The following is a 16,937-nucleotide window of genomic DNA, read 5'->3' as shown; positions in this document are numbered from 1 at the left end:
CCGGCCCCCTATCCGGAAACAGCCATGGCCCTTCTCCCCATTCTTGAGTTCCCCGATCCGCGCCTGCGTACCAAGGCTGCGTTGATCGAAGCCGCCGAAGTCACCACGCCGGCCTTCCAGGAACTGATCGACAACATGTTCCTGACCATGTACGACGCCCCGGGCATCGGCCTGGCCGCCACCCAGGTGGACGTGCACAAGCGCTTCATGGTCATCGACGTCAGCGAAGAAAAGAATGAACCGCATGTGTTCATCAACCCGGAAATCGTCGCCAAGGACGGGGGCCGGGTGTACCAGGAAGGCTGCCTGTCGGTTCCGGGCATCTTCGCCGACGTCACCCGTGCCGACACCATCACCGTGAAGTACCTGGACCGCAACGGCCAGGAACAGCAGCTGGAGGCCGGTGAAGTGCTGGCCACCTGCATCCAGCACGAGATGGACCACCTGGACGGCAAGCTGTTCATCGACTATCTGTCGCCGCTCAAGCGCGAGATGGTGCGCAAGAAGCTGGCCAAGCAGCGCAAGCACGTGGCGTGATCGCCAATCCGGGCCACCCTTCGGGTGGCCCGCGCCTGCGCGGCACGCGCGGGCTGTACGGCGCCGGCCGACGGCGCCGTTTTATTTCCTGCACGAATCCATCCTGCAAGTGGGGTAGCCATGAGGATTGTCTTTGCCGGTACGCCGGAATTCGCGGTGTCATCGCTGCGCGCGGCTGCGCGCCATCATGAGGTCGTGGCCGTCTACACCCAGCCTGATCGTCCGGCCGGCCGTGGCCGTGGCCTGGCGCCGTCGCCGGTCAAGCTGGAAGCCGTGGCCCGTGGCATCCCGGTCTACCAGCCCGAGTCGTTGAAGGACGAGGCGGCCCAGCAGCAGCTGCGCAACCTGCAGCCGGACCTGATGGTGGTGGTGGCCTATGGCCTGATCCTGCCCAAGGCGGTGCTGGCCATTCCGACCCACGGCTGCTGGAACGTGCATGCCTCGCTGCTGCCGCGCTGGCGCGGTGCCGCGCCGATCCAGCGCGCGATCCAGGCCGGCGACGCGAAGACCGGGGTGTGCCTGATGCAGATGGAGGCCGGACTGGATACCGGCCCGGTGCTGCTGCACCAGGAACTGCCGATCGCGGCCACCGATACCGGTGGCCAGCTGCATGACAAGCTGGCCGAGCTGGGCGCACAGGTGCTGTCCGATGGCCTGGGCCTGCTGCGTGCCGGCATCAAGCCGATCGCGCGGCCGCAGCCGGAACAGGGCGTGACCTACGCGCACAAGCTGGACAAGGCCGAAGCGAAGCTGGATTGGGCGCAGGACGCCGGCGCGCTGGCGCGTACCGTGCGCGCGTTCAATCCGTGGCCGATCGCCGAGGCGACGCTGGCCGGTGAACGCGTGCGCATCCATGGTGCGGTGGCGCTGGAGGCGGACCACGGCCAGGCACCGGGCACCGTACTGGCGGCCAGCCGCGATGGCATCGACATCGCCTGTGGCCAGGGCGCACTGCGCCTGCGTGTGCTGCAGCGGGAAGGTGGCAAGGCGATTACTGCGGCCGACTACCTCAACGCCCGCCGCGATCTGCGCGTGGGGGCATAAGCGGTGTCGAAGCAGAACGATTTCTCCGTCGCCAAGGCGGCGCCGGGCGCGGCCACGCGCATGCTGGCCGCACGTGTGCTGGCACAGGTGTTCACCCGTGGCCGTTCGCTGAAGGCCGAGCTGGCCTGGGCGCTGCCGAAGCTGGCCGACAGCCGCGACCGCGCGCTGCTGGAAGCCCTGTGTTTTGCCGTCCTGCGTCGTCGCAGCACCTATGACGCGGCGCTGCAGTCGTGGATGCAGAAGCCGCTGTCGGCGCGTGATGCCGACCTGCGCACGCTGCTGATGGTCGGGTTCGCCCAGCTGGACGTGCTCGAGCTGCCGGCGCACGCGGCGCTGTCGGCCACGGTCGATGCCGCGCGTGCACTGGGCCGTGAGCGCCAGGCAGGCCTGGTCAATGCGATCCTGCGCCGCGCGCAGCGCGAAGGCTTCCCGGAACAGCCCGCGCGCGATGCCTTCCCGGAATGGCTGGCCGATGCGGTGGAACGCGATTGGCCGGCGCAGGCCGACGCGATCTTCAGCGCCAGCCTGCAACCGGCGCCACTGTGGTTGCGCGCCAACCGCCAGCAGGGCGGCCGTGACAAGGCACTGGCAGCGCTGGCCGAAGCCGGCATCGCCGCAGAAGCCAGTCCGCTCAGCGCCGACGCGTTGCGGCTGGCCTCTCCGGTTGCCGTGAATCAGCTGCCCGGCTTCGCCGAGGGCGCGATCTCGGTGCAGGACCTGTCGGCGCAGTGTGCGGCCGATGCGCTGGCTCCGGCGGCCGGTGCCCGCGTGCTGGACGCCTGCGCGGCACCCGGCGGCAAGTCTGCGCACCTGCTGGAGCGCGACCCCAGCCTGCGCCTGCTGGCGCTGGATATCGACGCGCGCCGTCTGGCCCGCGCACGCGATACCTACACCCGCACCGGCGTGGGCGAACATGCGCAGACCCTGGCTGCCGATGCCAGCGATCCCGGTGCCTGGTGGGATGGCGTGCCGTTCGACGCGATCCTGCTGGATGCGCCGTGTTCGGCGACTGGCGTGATCCGCCGCCAGCCGGATGTGATGTTCCACCGTCGCGCTGAAGACATCGATGCACTGGTCGGCGTGCAGGCGCGCCTGCTGGAAGCCTGCTGGTCGATGCTGCGCCCGGGCGGCGTGCTGCTGTATGCCACCTGTTCGATCCTGCGCGCCGAGAACATCGATCAGGTGCGCGCGTTCCTGAAGTGGCATCCGGATGCCGTGGCGCAGCCATTGGGCGACGCGTTCGGCGTGGATTGCGAAGGGGTGGCACGCCAGCGGCTGCCGGGTGAAAACGATGCTGACGGTTTCTTCTACGCGCGTCTGTTAAAAGCAGCCTGACCCCCGCTGCCGTTTCGAGTCCCATGCTGAAAACCCACGCGTCGCGCCAGACGTGGTTGTTGGTGGTGATGGCTCTGCTGGTGCTGGGGGCCGGCCTGGGCCTCCGTGATCCGTGGCCATCGGATGAGCCACGTTTCGCGCTGGTGGCCAAGCAGATGGTCGACAGCGGTTACTGGTTGTTCCCGCATCGCGGCCCCGAACTGTATTCGGACAAGCCGCCGATGCTGATGTGGTGGCAGGCCGCGCTGTACAGCCTGGTCGGCCACTGGCGGTTGGCGTTCCTGTTGCCCTCGCTGCTGGCCGCGCTGGGTACGCTGTGGTGCGTGGTCGATCTCGGCCGCCGCCTGTGGACGCGGCAGGTGGGGCTGTACGCCGGCTGGGCACTGCTGTTCGCGCTGCACTTCACCTTCCAGGCGAAGAAGGCGCAGATCGATCCGCTGGTGGTGCTGTTCATCACCCTGGCCAACTACGGACTGCTGCGCCATCTGCTGCTGGGCCCGGCCTGGCGATGGTGGTGGATGGGCTGGTTCTTCGCCGGCATCGGGGTGATCACCAAGGGCGTAGGCGTGCTGGCGCTGATGATGATCGTGCCGGCCGCAGTCGCATCCATGCTGCATTGGCCGCGGGTGAGCCTGCACGTGCGTGACCTGCGCTTCTGGCTGGCACCGCTGGCCTTCCTGCTGGCGGTGTCGTTGTGGCTGGCGCCGATGCTGCTGGCCGGCCTGGCCACCGGCTCGGAGCCGTACCGCGCCTACATGGACGACATCCTGTTCCGGCAGACCGCACGGCGCTATACGCAGTCCTGGGACCATCACCAGCCGTGGTGGTACTTCCTGGCGATCATGCCGTCGATGTGGATCCCCGCGTTCCTGCTGCTGCCGTGGGCGCTTCCGGCCTGGTTCCGGCGGCTGCGCCGGCGCGATGCGCGCTACCTGCTGCCGTTGGCCTGGTGGCTGCTGGTCGTGCTGTTCTTCTCTATCCCGCACGGCAAGCGCGACGTCTACATCCTGCCGGCATTGCCGATGTTCTGCCTGGCGTTGGCGCCGTTGCTGCCGGGGCTGCTGAGGCGGTGCGATGTGCAGCGTGTGCTGGGCGCATTCACCGCGTTGCTGGCACTGGCGCTGGGCCTGGTCGGTGCGCTGGCGCTGCTGGGTGATCCGGATTTCGAAGTGCGTCTTACCCATGGCCGCGGGTTGCTTCCCGGTGCCACCGATGCGCTGGCCTGGACGGCGCTGGCGATGGCGGTCTGGTCGGCCTTGAGCCTGTGGGTGTGCGGGCGCCGGCGTCGGCACGTTGCCCTGGTCGCTACCCTTGCCGGGGTCTGGGTGCTGTACAGCCTGGTCGGTTATCCGGTGTTGAACGATTCCAGCTCGGCCCGTGGCCTGATGCGCGAGGTCAGCGCACGCATCGGCCCGCAGGCCGAGCTGGGACTGGTGGCATGGAAAGAGCAGAACCTGCTGATGGCCGATCGTCCTGCGGCCACCTTTGGATTCGAAGCGCGTTGGCATCAACAGCTGCAGGCTGCCGTGCGCTGGCAGCGGCTGGTTCCGCAGCACCGCTGGCTGCTGGTGAACGAGGATGCGATGCAGGCCTGCATTGATCGTGCGCAGGCCGAAATGGCGGGCATTTCCAATCGTCGCCGCTGGTGGCTGGTACCTGCCGACGCGGTCGCCGGCACCTGCCGGCCGTCGGCGGCGGAACTCGAGCACGAGCGCCGCCTGCAGGGGCCCGGCATCACCGATTGAGCGTTCGGGCAACGTGGCTCAGGGGCTGGCCAGGGCGGCGTGGTAGCTGGCCAGCGTGGCGTCGGCGAATGTCTGCAGGCCGAACTCCCGCTGTGCATGGCGGCGTGCTGCCCGGCCATGTTCCGGCAGCGCATCGCGCTGTGCGTACAGCGCCTGCACCTGTGCGGCGATGGCGTCGACGTCGCGGGTGGCAACCACCCAGCCATCGACGCCTTGTTCGATGTTTTCCGGCAGGCCCGCGTAATCGCTGACCAGCATCGGCTTGGCGCTGGCCATCATCTCGCGGCAGGCGAAGGAGATCGTCTCGACGTCATGGGACAGCACGAAGCCAGCATCGCCGGCCGCGATCAGTACGCGGGTATCGGCCAGCAGGCCGGTGAAGTGCACCTGCGCGGCCACCTCGCCCAGCGCCTGCACCTGTTCGCGCTGCTGTGCGCTGGGCAGGTGGCCGGCCACGGCCATGTGCACGTGCGGGCGCACCGCATCGGGCAGCCGCGCGATGGCCTGGGCCAGGTCGATCCAGCCCTTGTAATCGTCGGTGCCGGCATTGCTGACCAGCACCAGCGCCTGTGGATCCTGCGTCCATTGCTGGCGCAGCGCGCTGCCGGTGCCGGCCGGCTGTGGCGAGTAGCGCTCCAGGTCCACGCCGTTGCGGACCACGTCGATCGGGCAGCGACGGTATGGGCCCTGTTCCAGCAGGCGCTTGGTGTCGGCTGAGACCGCGATCAGCCGATCGGTGGCCCAGCGTGCGCGCAGCGCATTGCCGAAGGTGTCGGTGGGTTTGCTGTTGTGCTTGGTCAGCACGATCGGCGGGCGGCGCATGCCAAGCAGCCCCTGCATCACGAAGCGGTGGTCGCGCGCACCGTTGACGTGGATCAGGTCGATGCCTTCATCGCGCACCAGCCTGCGCAGCGCACGCTGTTCGGCCAGCTGCCGGGGCAGCGTTGGCAGGCCGCTGCCGAACGCAATCGGCAGTGTGCGGGCAATGCCCTCATCGGCCATGGTCCGCAGCAGGCGGCTGTCGGCCGGCGCGGCGACATGGAGCGTGTGCTGGCCGTGCAACGCACGCGCCAACGAGACGATGTACGTGGTGTGGCCGCCACCGTCGCCGTAGTGGAAGTTGGTGTACAGGATTTTCATGGGGGGTCTTCAGGCAACGCCCGCGCAGTGTGACACAGCGTGGTCACGGCCGGTCCGCGGAAGGCGCCGGGTCGGCCACCGCCTGTCCATTGCCCAGCATCCACAGCATGATGGTCTTCTGCCGCACGTAGTTGGCGCGTACGTAGGCATACACCAGGCCATGCCAGCCATCGCGGAAGCCGCCACGGAACAGGAAGCCGCGCCAGAACCGCCAGGCCGGCGCCAGTACCAGCTTGCCCAGGGTGGCCCGCTTGCCGCGTGCGAACTCGTGCTCGGCCATCATCCGCGCGTATTTCTCGGTCTTGGCCAGCTGCTGCTGCAGGGAGCGGTAGGGGTAGTGGATGAGGTCGCCGCGCAGGGTGCCGACGTTGCCCTCGACGCTGGCCGCTTCGTGGATCTCGCGCTTGCCGCGCCAGCCGCCCTGGCGGCGGTCGAACAGCCGCATCACCCGGTCCGGGTAGGCATTGCCGTGGCGCAGGAACTTCCCGAAATATTCCGAGAGGCGGGCGAAACGGTAGCCGGCGTGGCCGCTGAAACCGCCGTCGCGGGCCTGCTCGATGGCCGTACGCAACTCGGGGCTGATGCGTTCGTCGGCGTCCAGGCACAGCACCCAGTCGTGGCTGGCCTGCTCGACGCAGAACGCCTTCTGGCTGCGGAAACCCTCGAACCGGCGCTGCAGCACGCGGGCACCGGCAGCCTCGGCGATGGCCACGGTGGCATCGGTGGACTGCGAGTCGACCACCACGATCTCATCGCAGAAGGCCAGCGAGGCCAGGCAGTCGCCGATGCGCCCGGCCTCGTTGAACGCGATAATGCACGCCGAGATGCGAGGCCGTTCGATGGGAGCGGTCGTGGAGGACATGATGGCCGGGTACCTGTTGTTTGCGACGGAGCGCTATGCGCTGCCTATTCTCGCCCCGTTGGCGCAGGCCTTGCACGCGTCCGGGCAGGAGGTGGCCGCCTGGTTCGAGGGCGGAGCGGCCGGCAGCAGCCTGCCGGGGGTGCCCAACGTGGGCCTGAAGCAGGCCCTGGCGATGCGCCCGCGGGCGGTGTTCAGCGCCGCCAACTGGGTGCCGACCTTCCTTTCCGGGGCCAAGGTGCAGCTGTTTCATGGCTTCAACGTGGAGAAGCGTGACAGTGCCCGCGGCCACTTCAGGGTGCGCGGCATGTTCGACCTGTACTGCACGCAGGGGCCGGCCACCACTGCGCCGTTCCGCGAGATCGCTGCCCTGCAGGGCCATTTCGCGGTGGCAGAGACCGGCTGGCCGAAGCTGGACCCGCTGTTCCGCGATGACGGTGGCGAGAGCGCCGCGTTGCGTGCTCCGGCCGGCGAGCGCCCGGTGATCCTGTTCGGCTCGACCTTCACTGAACGGTTGAGCGCGGCCCCGCACCTGCACGCGCAGATCGCCGCCGATATCGCTGCTGGTGATCACTACTGGCTGCTGACCCTGCACCCGAAGTGCCCGCCGGAACTGTTCGAACGCTACCGCGCGCTGGCCGGTGCCAATGCCCGCTTCATCGAGCCCGAGCAGGTGATGGCCGCGCAGCGCGCCGCCGATGTGCTGGTATCGGATACCTCGTCGATCGTTTCGGAGTTCATTGTCCAGCACAAGCCAGTGGTGACTTTCCGCAACCGCGTGCCCAAGCCGCACATGATCGACTTCGATGATCCTGCGCAGCTGCAGGCGATGCTGCAGCGTGCGCTGCACCCGTACGCGGCGCTGCAGGCGGAAATCGTGCGCTACGCCGATGCCATCCACCCGTACCGCGATGGCCTGTCCAGCGAGCGCGTGATCGCGGCCACCGAGGATTTCCTGTCCGGCGAAATGGGCGCGCTGCGGCGCAAGCCGTTCGGCAGCTGGATGCGCGACCTGCAGATCCGCAAGGACCTGGGCTATTGGGGCCCCTCGCAGCGGTAACGGGGGGTGATGTAGCGCCGGGCCCATGCTCGGCTGCGGCAAGCCGAGCGTGGGCTCGGCTCTACAGTAGATCCACGCCATGCGTGGATGCGCGGCCGGGATCCGGCCCCGCCGTCACCAGCGCAGCTTGCGCCGCGCGAGTGCTGCGGCCAGCTGCTCCATCACCTGCTGCGCCTGTGCCTGCGGCAGATGGTGCAGGGTCAGCGCCACATCGCCATGCGCGCCGGCGGTATCCAGCTGCAGGCTGCTGGTGCCCAGCAGCCTGTCCAGCGGCGAGCGCTGCAGGCGCAGGCCCTGCACCTTGTCCAGCTCGGCCCAGCGCCACCAGCGCTTCCACCAGCCGCCGCGCACCGCCACATAGTGCTCGTCCAGGTACCAGCCCATGCGCGCCATCTGCCGGTGCGCGACCAGCAGCGCCACCGGCAGCCACGCCAGCACCAGCAGGCCCCATGGGCCCCAGCGCCAGTACGCGGCCGCAGCCAGCAGCGGCACCAGCAGCAGCGCGCCCAGGCACAGCCGCCACCAGCCGCGCTGCGGAATGGACTGCCACTGCGCCGGTGGCCACTGCAACTGTGGCAGCAGGTGCTGCACCAGCTGCTCGCAACGCGTACTTGACGCCAGCGGTGCCAGTTCGCGCAGGGCGCGGTCCTCATCGCGCGCAGGGCCACCGGCGGCGCTGTCGATGCGCAGCTGGCGCAGCCCGAACCAGCGCTGCAACGTACCTTCGCGCAGCGTCCAGGCCTGGATGCGCCGGCGCGCCACGCTGCTGCGGGTGCGGCTGAGCAGGCCAGCCGAAACGGTCAGGCGGCGATCCTGCTCGCTGAGGGTGAAGCCGTGGTAGCGCAGCAGCGTCAGCACCACCGACAACACGCGCAGCGCCAGCCAGCCCAGCAACAGAGCTGCAGCCAGCAGCAGGAACGCGCCGGCCACGCCGGGGTGCAGGTGGCTGGCGTAGCCGAAGGCCTCGCGGCCACCGCGCTGGAGAGCATCGTCCATCACCGGCCGCGGCACGGTCTGGAACAGAACACCGAACGCGGCGATCGCCAGCGCCCAGCCACGGTTGGAGAGCAGGCCCATGCGCACCACGTCCCAGCTCGACAGGCGCAGCAGTACCTGTTCGGTGTCGGCCTCGGTGATCGAGGGGGCGGCGACAACGTCGGCGGCCTGCGGTGCCTGCCCACGCTGGCGCACCAGTCGTTCCAGTGCCAGCGCCTGGTCCAGCTTCAGTACCCGCATTTCGGCTTCCGGACGCACGCCGCCGGCCGATTCCAGGCGCAGCTCGGCCACGCCGAACAGCCGGTGCAACGGATTCTGCCGCACTTCCACGTTGTGGATGCGGGCGAACGGGATCTCGCGGCGGTTGCGCGCCAGCAGACCGCTGCGCACGGTAATCGCATCACTGCCGATACGGTAGCGGTAGCTGAGGTACTGCAGCACCGACACCAGTACCAGTGCGGCAATTGCCGTCAGCGGAATCAGCTGCGCCCACATCGGGTCGCGGTCACCCCGCTGGCCGAACACCAGCAGCGCGACCAGCGGCAGGAAGTAATGGCGCAGCTGCATCAACAGTACGAACAACCATGACCACGGATGCAGGCGGTGGTCCTCGCCACCGGTGGGCAGCGCTGCAGGCAGAGGTGGTGGCAGGCTCACAGGGCGTCGGCGTCCTGGTCGAGCTGATGGGACAGGGTGTCGCGCAGGCGCTCGGCATCCGCCTCGTCCAGACCGCTGACGGTCACCGCGCTCATGCGGGTGCCGGCCGTGTGCACGATCAACGTGGCCAGCCCGGCGCGGCGTTCCAGTGGCCCGCGGCGCAGGTCCAGGTGCTGCACGCGCGACAGGGGAATGCGCGTTTCCAGCTGCCACATCAGGTCTCGCCGCAGGCCCAGGCCCTGTGCGTCCAGCCGCCAACGGGTGCGGACCAGGCGGCGGTGGCCGAGCCACGCACCACATGCAGCCCCCACCAGCAGCCCAAGGGCTGCGACCCACACGCCACCGGGCAGATCGAAGAACCACCATGCAGCGGCCAGTGGGAGGCCCGGCACAAACAGGCCACCGAAGGCACCTTCCAGTGCGGCCAGCCGCGAGGCGCGGCGCGGCAGCGACTGCCAGGCATCGGTGGGCGGAGCAGTAAGGGGAACGTCGGTCACGCGGGCTCCGTCAGGTGGCAGGGCGGGCGGTGGCGGCCGTGGCCGCACCGCGCAGACGGTAGCAGGTCGGCTGCGTTACTGGGCAGCCTGGATCAGCGCGTCCACATCCAGCATGTGGCCGGCACGATCAGCCTTGGTGCGCAGGTAGTGTTCGTTCTCGGCGGTGATCTCGCCGGTGACCGGAATGCAGTCCAGCACTTCGATGCCGGCATTGCGCAGGCGCTGCGCCTTGGTCGGGTTGTTGCTGAGCAGGGCCACGCGCGAAATGCCCAGGCCACGCAGCATCGCCACCGCGCTGCCGTAGCGGCGCTCGTCGGCACCGAAGCCCAGCTGTGCGTCGGCGTCGATGGTGTCCAGGCCGTCGTGCTGGTAGCCGTAGGCGCGCATCTTGGCGGCGATGCCGGTGCCGCGGCCTTCCTGGTCCAGGTACAGCAGCACGCCGCCGCCCAGTTCCTTCAGCTTGCGCAGGCCGCGCCGCAGCTGGTCGCCGCAGTCGCACTTGAGCGAGCCGAACAGGTCACCGGTCAGGCACGAGGAGTGCACGCGCACCGGTACCACCGCCGACAGGTCCGGTTCGCCGACGATGATCGCGACCTGGTCACGCTGGGCGACGCCGCCACGGAACACCGCGAACGTGGTCATGCCGACATCGCGCAACGGCACCGGTGAACGCGCCACCAGCTCGTAATCATGCGCGGCATGTGCTGCGCCTTCGGCGAGGTCGCACAGGGCCACCTCGGCCGCGCCATCGAAGGTGCGGTCTTCGGCGTCCAGGCGCACCGCGACCATCGCCGGCAGCAGCAGGCCCAGGCGGGCCAGTTCCACGGCGCCTGCGTCGAAGGCGTCACCGGCACTCCAGCCGTCCGGCATCGGGCCCGGTTCGCGCAGATAGCCCAGCGAGGGCAGGGCGTCGAAGGCAACACCGGCCAGCGGCAGGCGCGCACCCTGCGGGGCCTCCACGCCAAGCACGCGGGCGCGGGTGGCGGTCAGGAACAGGTAATGCCGCTCGTGGGCGGCATTGGCGAAGGCAGCGAAGCTGCTGGCCGTGGCGCTGTCCAGCGCGATCACCGCCAGGCGCTGGCCCTGGCCATCGTGGAGCAGCACCGGGCGACCGGCACGCAGTTCGGAAACCGCGCGCTCGCAGCGGATCGCGGCCGGATCGCCGAACAGGGAAGAAGCAGCAGGCATGGCAGGACCGGGGGAGGCGGACATCGCAGTCTCTATGGGGGCGCCGGCGTCGTATTCAACGTGGTGCGGCCGCCGGTCGCAGGGGCCGGTGGCCTGAGTGGAGCGGCCGTCAATGCGGGTGTTCCTCGGTCGCGTAGGGGTCTTCCTCGCCACTGCCCGATGGCCGCAGCGTATAGCGCTTGTAGGTCCACTGGTACTGCGCAGGGTCGCGGCGGGCGATGCGCTCGATGCCTGCATTGAGCGCGGTGGCGGCCACCTGCGGGTCCGGGTCGGCCACGGCGGGGTCGGTCGGTTCGATGTGCAGGGCGAACTCCATGTCCGGCCCGATGCGCTCGCACCAGCCATACAGCACGGTGGCGCCGGTACGCTCGGCCAGCCGGTTGACCAGGGTCATGGTCAGCGCCTGCACGCCGAAGAACGGCACGAACACCCCATCGCCGGCCTTGGGCTGTTGGTCGGGCAGGATGCCGGTGGCACCGCCGTCCTTGAGCACCTTGAACAGCTGGCGCACGGCCGGGCCTTCGGCACGCACCTGCTGTACGTTCTGGCCGCCCCGCACCAGCTGCAGGAAGGCATCGCTGGCCTCGTCCTCCGGTGGCTTGTAGACGATGGCGATCTGCCCGCGCGAGGCCAGCCACTGGTTCAGCAGTTCCCAGTTGCCGAAGTGCGGCGCCGCCACGATCACGCCCTTGCCGCTGGCCAGCGCCGCGTCGTACAGGGCCTCGCCGTGGCGCTGCTTCAGGTGCAGGCGCAGGTTGTCGGCCGGCGCCTGGCTCCACAGGCGCAGGGTTTCGATGGCCTGCAGGGCGGTGGAGCGCAGCAGCTCCCGGTGCAGGCGGTCGCGCGCGGCGCCCTCCAGGTCCGGGTAGGCCAGCTCCAGGTTGCGCCGGGTGACGCGGCTCTCACGGGCGTTGAGACTGATCCAGGTCCAGGACAGGGCACGGGCGATTCCCCGCAGCAGCGGCCAGGGCAGGCGGGCGAATAGGGTGGTGGCGCGGTAGACCAGCCGGGCTTTGCGTTGCGGATTCATCGGCGCCAGTTTAGCCAAGGGCGCTGCTATCGTGGCCGGCCGTGTTCATTAGGAGCCCACGATGCTCGTCCTGATCCAGCGTGTCAGCCAGGCTGCCGTCCACGTCGATGATGAAGCGGTCGGCCAGATCGGCCCGGGCCTGCTGGCGCTGGTGGGCATGGAACCGGGCGACACCGAGGCCCAGCTGCGGCGCATGGCCGAGCGCCTGCTGGGCTACCGGGTGTTCGCCGACGAGGCCGGGAAGATGAACCGGTCGCTGCGCGACACCGGCGGCGGCCTGCTGCTGGTCAGTCAGTTCACCCTGGCGGCCGACACCCGATCGGGCATGCGGCCCAGCTTCACCAGCGCCGCGCCGCCGGACGAGGCTGAACGCGGGTTCAATCGATTTGTCGAGATCTGTCGTGAAAATCACGCGCCAGGGGTGGAAACGGGCCGATTTGGTGCCCATATGGTCGTCAGCCTGGTCAATGACGGTCCTGTGACCTTCCTTCTCAGGCCCTAGGCCGCCGGGACCACCGCCCGGCAGGCCGGGCCCCGGGCTGGTATAATGCTACGTTCCCTATTTCTCCCTAGCCGGTGGCGCGAGCACTACATGGCCAACGAACGTCCTGCCCAATCCGAAATCAAGCAACTGATCAGCAAGGGCCTGGAACAGGGCTACCTGACCTACGCCGAAGTCAATGACCATCTGCCGGACGACATGGTCGACCCGGAACAGATCGAAGACATCATCGGCATGATCAACGGCATGGGCATTGATGTCCATGAAGTTGCGCCGGATGTGGAAACCCTGCTTCTCAACGACGGCAACACCGGTAACCGCGAAGTCGATGACACCGCGGCCGAAGAAGCCGCCGCTGCACTGAGCGCGCTCGACACCGAAGGTGGCCGTACCACCGACCCGGTGCGCATGTACATGCGCGAAATGGGCACCGTCGAGCTGCTGACCCGCGAAGGCGAAATCGCCATCGCCAAGCGCATCGAGGAAGGCCTTTCGCAGGTCCAGGCCGCCCTGGGCCAGTTCCCGGTCTCGGTCGAGTCGCTGCTGACCGACTACGAAGCCCACAAGGAAGGCAAGAAGCGCCTGGCCGAAGTGATCGTCGGCTTCAACGACCTGACGGACGAAGCCCCGGCGCCGGCCGCAGCTGCCACTGATGACAGCGACGATGCCGACGCCGAAGGCGACGAGGACGAGGACGATGATGTCGAGGGTGGCGACGAAGAAGCCGCACCGACCGGTCCGGACCCGGAGGAGGTCGCTGCGCGCATGCAGGCGCTGAGCGATGCCTTCAATGCTTTCAAGAAGGCCGCGACCAAGGGCGACAAGAAGAACCTGCCGCGCCTGCGCGAAGAGATGTCGGCGGTGTTCGTCACCCTGAAGCTGCCGCTGCCGCTGACCGACGTGCTGACCAAGCAGCTGCGCGACACCATGGCGTCGATCAAGGCCCATGAGCGCCGCGTGCTGAACCTGGCCACCGTCACTGCACGCATGCCGCGCAAGGACTTCATCCGTTCCTGGGAAGGCAACCAGACCAACCTGGAGTGGGTGGAAGACGCACTGAAGCGCAAGCAGAAGTGGTCGTCGGCCCTGCGCGAAGTGAAGGACCAGATCATCGCCGAACAGCAGGCGACGATCGACATCGAGAAGCTGACCCAGCTGGACCTGGAAGAGCTGAAGGAAATCAGCCGTGCCATGGCCTACGGTGAAGCCAAGGCGCGCAAGGCCAAGAAGGAAATGGTCGAGGCCAACCTGCGCCTGGTGATCTCGATCGCCAAGAAGTACACCAACCGCGGCCTGCAGTTCCTGGACCTGATCCAGGAAGGCAACATCGGCCTGATGAAGGCCGTGGACAAGTTCGAGTACCGCCGCGGTTACAAGTTCTCGACCTACGCCACCTGGTGGATCCGCCAGGCGATCACCCGCTCGATTGCCGACCAGGCGCGCACCATCCGTATTCCGGTGCACATGATCGAGACGATCAACAAGTTGAATCGTATTTCCCGCCAGATGCTCCAGCAGTACGGCCGCGAGGCTACGCCGGAGGAGCTGGCCAAGGAAATGGACATGCCGGAAGACAAGATCCGCAAGGTGATGAAGATCGCCAAGGAGCCGATCTCGATGGAAACCCCGATCGGCGACGACGAGGATTCCCATCTGGGCGACTTCATCGAGGACACCAACGTGGAGTCCCCGATCGAGAACACCACCAACATCAATCTGTCTGAAACCGTGCGCGACGTGCTGGCCGGCCTCACCCCGAGGGAAGCCAAGGTGCTGCGCATGCGCTTCGGCATCGACATGAATACCGACCACACGCTGGAAGAGGTCGGCAAGCAGTTCGACGTGACCCGCGAGCGCATCCGCCAGATCGAAGCGAAGGCCCTGCGCAAGCTGCGTCACCCGAGCCGCTCGGAGCAGCTGCGCAGCTTCCTGGATATCGATTGACCGGTATCCGCTGCATATGAAGCACCCGACAGACCCCGCGCAAGCGGGGTCTGTTTTTTTGCCTGTGGACGTCCGCGTTGCGTACGACGGGATAGGATGCATGTCCTGTTTTTGTACTGGTCAATGGAATGCCGATGAAACTGCCGATCCTGCTGCTCTCGCTGTCACCGCTGGTTGCCTGGGCGGATACTCCACAACCACCGGCATGCAATGCCGAGAGTTTCTTCAGCAGCCAGTTCGACTATGCCGTGGGTCGCGTGGTCGACGCCGGGCAGGTGCTGCTGCTGGGCGAGGCAGAAGGCTGCCTGGACGAGGAACGGGAGGGGTGCCGCAGTGGCGAGGAGATGGAACCGGGCACCGGCCTGGTGATCGGTGACCGCTGGAACAGCTACTACTGCGTGAAAGCACGACCGCCGAGCAAGGAAGTGGTGGGCTGGGCGCCGGAGTCGCGCGTGATGAAAACGAGCAACTACTACGAGACCAACCTGACCAGCTGGGTCGCCCATTGGGAACGCAGTGACGGAAATGCCATCGACATCGCAGCCAAGGGGGACGCATTCGAGCTGAGCACGCAGGAGGGCGGCGAGGGGGCGGCACCGCGGTTCCTGGGGCGCGCTGCACCGGAGGAGGACGAAGACGTGCTGCATCTGCGCCAGGGTGACTGCACGACACGTGTACTGCTGCGCGGCGCCGACCTGGTGGTGGCTGACAACGGACAGTGTGGCGAGCGCGAGCGCCGCCTGCGCGGTGAGTACCACAACCGCGCGCCGTTGGATCGGTTGATGCAGCGCCTGGGGCAGTAGTGGCGCGCAGTGGAAACCCTTTGCCGGCCTCACTACACTGTGAGGCTGCGCCGGGCCTATAGCTCAACGGTTAGAGCAGGGGACTCATAATCCCTTGGTTCCAGGTTCGAATCCTGGTGGGCCCACCACATTGACGTCCAGCGACGTCCGGGGATGTCCAAGAGTGCAGGCGGAATAGGGTTTTTACGGCGATTGACCGTCCATCGGCATCCGTTGGCATCCACTTGCATCCGTAAAAAAAGTGAGTCAGGCTGTGAGTCGAGGGTAGGTAATCCCTGACCCTGACTCACTGGCGGATGACTCACATGCTCACCGACACCAAAGTTCGCACACTGAAGCCCAAGGCGACGGCCTACCGGATCGCCGACTCGAATGGGCTGTGCATTGAGGTGCGTCCAACGGGGTCGAAGGCTTGGCGGTACCGCTATAGGTACGCCGGTAGGGCCAGCATCGTCACCCTCGACGAGTACCCGTCTATGTCCCTGCAGGCCGCCCGCGTCGAGCGTGACCGTCTGCGTTCGCTGCTGCGCGGCGGAGCCAATCCCGCTCAAGTGGCAAGGGTCGAGAAGGCAGTGCAAGGAGAGCGCGCGGCAAACACCTTCGGTGCCATTGGCTTGGAGTTGCTCGCCAAGCGGACAAAGGAAGGCCTTTCCCCTGGATCCGTTGTGCGCGAGCGTCGGCTGATCGAGAAGGATCTGGCTGGGTTGGCGGATCTGCCGGTTGGGGACATCACTGCTCCGGTTTTACTGGCTGCGCTTAGGAAGCTGGAACAGCGAGGCGTAGTCGAGACTGCCCATCGGGCGAGGGCCCACGCCGGTCGCATCTTCCGCTATGCCATCGCTACGGGCCGTGCTGATCGAAATCCCGCTCAGGACCTCACAGGAGCACTTGAGCAGCCTCAGACCAAGCACTTCGCTAGCGTGACTGATCCAGCCGTTATAGCGGACCTCCTGCGCGCGCTGTGGGGCTACCAAGGGGCACTGGTCACACAGGCCGCGCTAAAGCTGGCTCCGATGCTATTTGTCCGTCCCGGGGAGCTGAGGCAGGCGAAGTGGGCTGACATCGACCTCGATGCTGCAGAGTGGCGCTACGTCACCAGCAAGACCAAAACGCCGCACATCGTGCCGCTCTCGACTCAAGCCGTGGCAGTGCTTCGGGATCTGTATCCCTACACCAAGCGCAGCGAGTTCGTTTTCCCGGGTGTCCGTAGTGCTCTAAAGCCGATGAGCGAGAACACGTTGAACGCGGCGCTCCGGAATCTTGGGTTCGACTCAGACACGATGGTTGGCCATGGCTTCCGAGCGATGGCGAGAACGGTGCTGGACGAAGTGCTTGGCTATCGCCCGGACTACATTGAGCATCAGTTGGCTCATGCCGTGAAAGATCCCCTTGGGCGGGCCTATAACCGGGCAACCCACCTGCCGGAGCGCCGGAAGATGATGCAAGCCTGGTCGGACTATCTCGATCAGCTGCGAGCACAAGAGCCTAAGGTGCTGGCCTTCAAGTCCAAGCGTGCCTAAACCCCAGAGATGCCTTTAACGATGGCCAGTCAGAGAAGTATAGCCGCATAAACAAAGCGGCCGAGGAAGGGGCGGCAACC

15 protein-coding genes and 1 tRNA gene are annotated in these 16,937 nt (G+C 67.4%); 10 read left to right on the top strand and 6 right to left on the bottom strand.

Translation table 11 applies throughout. The features are described from left to right. The first annotated feature begins 24 nt into the window (after positions 1 to 24). From def to AC13FN_RS12540, 4 genes are all read left to right on the top strand, one after another. On the top strand, positions 25 to 537 hold the full coding sequence (gene def / locus AC13FN_RS12555) for a peptide deformylase (protein ID WP_008267110.1): 513 nt from the start codon (positions 25 to 27) through the stop codon (positions 535 to 537). Between the two features lie 120 nt (positions 538 to 657). Further along, positions 658 to 1,581 (top strand): methionyl-tRNA formyltransferase, encoded by a 924-nt coding sequence (fmt, locus tag AC13FN_RS12550; protein WP_049436887.1) that lies wholly within the window; start codon positions 658 to 660, stop codon positions 1,579 to 1,581. Between the two features lie 3 nt (positions 1,582 to 1,584). Continuing rightward, complete coding sequence (rsmB, locus tag AC13FN_RS12545) at positions 1,585 to 2,916, top strand: 16S rRNA (cytosine(967)-C(5))-methyltransferase RsmB (protein WP_049436888.1); 1,332 nt, start codon at positions 1,585 to 1,587, stop codon at positions 2,914 to 2,916. Positions 2,917 to 2,939: 23 nt separating this feature from the next. Further along, a complete protein-coding gene (locus AC13FN_RS12540; RefSeq protein WP_478410336.1) occupies positions 2,940 to 4,661 on the top strand; it encodes an ArnT family glycosyltransferase in 1,722 nt (573 codons plus the stop codon). An 18-nt stretch (positions 4,662 to 4,679) separates the two neighbouring features. On the opposite strand, the gene AC13FN_RS12535 is transcribed toward AC13FN_RS12540, so the two are convergent. Further along, positions 4,680 to 5,801, bottom strand: a complete 1,122-nt coding sequence (locus AC13FN_RS12535) for a glycosyltransferase family 4 protein (protein WP_054172583.1) — start codon at positions 5,799 to 5,801, stop codon at positions 4,680 to 4,682. Positions 5,802 to 5,844: 43 nt separating this feature from the next. Further along, entirely contained in the window at positions 5,845 to 6,663 is an 819-nt protein-coding gene (locus AC13FN_RS12530; protein ID WP_054172582.1) for a glycosyltransferase family 2 protein, read from the bottom strand. On the opposite strand from AC13FN_RS12530, the gene AC13FN_RS12525 reads away from it, so the two are divergent. Next, positions 6,662 to 7,720, top strand: coding sequence for a CDP-glycerol glycerophosphotransferase family protein (locus AC13FN_RS12525; protein ID WP_312392446.1), 1,059 nt, complete (start codon positions 6,662 to 6,664; stop codon positions 7,718 to 7,720). The genes AC13FN_RS12530 and AC13FN_RS12525 overlap by 2 nt on opposite strands. A 114-nt stretch (positions 7,721 to 7,834) precedes the next feature. Here the strand turns inward: AC13FN_RS12525 and AC13FN_RS12520 are convergent, their stop codons facing one another. The 4 genes from AC13FN_RS12520 to AC13FN_RS12505 form a co-directional block, all read right to left on the bottom strand. Continuing rightward, positions 7,835 to 9,373, bottom strand: a complete 1,539-nt coding sequence (locus AC13FN_RS12520; protein ID WP_054172580.1) for a PH domain-containing protein — start codon at positions 9,371 to 9,373, stop codon at positions 7,835 to 7,837. Beyond that, positions 9,370 to 9,870 carry a PH domain-containing protein gene (locus AC13FN_RS12515; protein WP_043397520.1) on the bottom strand — a complete coding sequence of 167 codons (501 nt, stop codon included), beginning with the start codon at positions 9,868 to 9,870 and terminating at the stop codon, positions 9,370 to 9,372. The genes AC13FN_RS12520 and AC13FN_RS12515 overlap by 4 nt, the downstream gene beginning before the upstream one ends. A 75-nt stretch (positions 9,871 to 9,945) precedes the next feature. Further along, a complete protein-coding gene (gene ribA / locus AC13FN_RS12510; RefSeq protein WP_049452915.1) occupies positions 9,946 to 11,082 on the bottom strand; it encodes a GTP cyclohydrolase II RibA in 1,137 nt (378 codons plus the stop codon). A gap of 85 nt (positions 11,083 to 11,167) precedes the next feature. After that, positions 11,168 to 12,088 carry a lauroyl acyltransferase gene (locus AC13FN_RS12505; protein ID WP_053443572.1) on the bottom strand — a complete coding sequence of 307 codons (921 nt, stop codon included), beginning with the start codon at positions 12,086 to 12,088 and terminating at the stop codon, positions 11,168 to 11,170. Between the two features lie 61 nt (positions 12,089 to 12,149). Between AC13FN_RS12505 and dtd the strand changes: the two genes are divergently transcribed. From dtd to AC13FN_RS12480, 5 genes are all read left to right on the top strand, one after another. Next, a complete protein-coding gene (dtd, locus tag AC13FN_RS12500) occupies positions 12,150 to 12,590 on the top strand; it encodes a D-aminoacyl-tRNA deacylase (protein ID WP_049401012.1) in 441 nt (146 codons plus the stop codon). Positions 12,591 to 12,680: 90 nt separating this feature from the next. After that, positions 12,681 to 14,534 carry an RNA polymerase sigma factor RpoD gene (gene rpoD / locus AC13FN_RS12495; protein ID WP_180836365.1) on the top strand — a complete coding sequence of 618 codons (1,854 nt, stop codon included), beginning with the start codon at positions 12,681 to 12,683 and terminating at the stop codon, positions 14,532 to 14,534. 134 nt (positions 14,535 to 14,668) lie between these two features. After that, positions 14,669 to 15,337 carry a hypothetical protein gene (locus AC13FN_RS12490; RefSeq protein WP_049436897.1) on the top strand — a complete coding sequence of 223 codons (669 nt, stop codon included), beginning with the start codon at positions 14,669 to 14,671 and terminating at the stop codon, positions 15,335 to 15,337. A 52-nt stretch (positions 15,338 to 15,389) separates the two neighbouring features. After that, a tRNA-Ile gene (locus AC13FN_RS12485) sits at positions 15,390 to 15,465 on the top strand. Positions 15,466 to 15,642: 177 nt separating this feature from the next. Beyond that, positions 15,643 to 16,857 carry a tyrosine-type recombinase/integrase gene (locus tag AC13FN_RS12480; RefSeq protein ID WP_482984906.1) on the top strand — a complete coding sequence of 405 codons (1,215 nt, stop codon included), beginning with the start codon at positions 15,643 to 15,645 and terminating at the stop codon, positions 16,855 to 16,857. Positions 16,858 to 16,937: the final 80 nt, after the last annotated feature.

Source organism: Stenotrophomonas sp. 115C5, from assembly GCF_056861055.1.
Note: the sequence above shows the minus strand (reverse complement) of the source record. Positions and strands in the feature narration are given on the sequence as shown.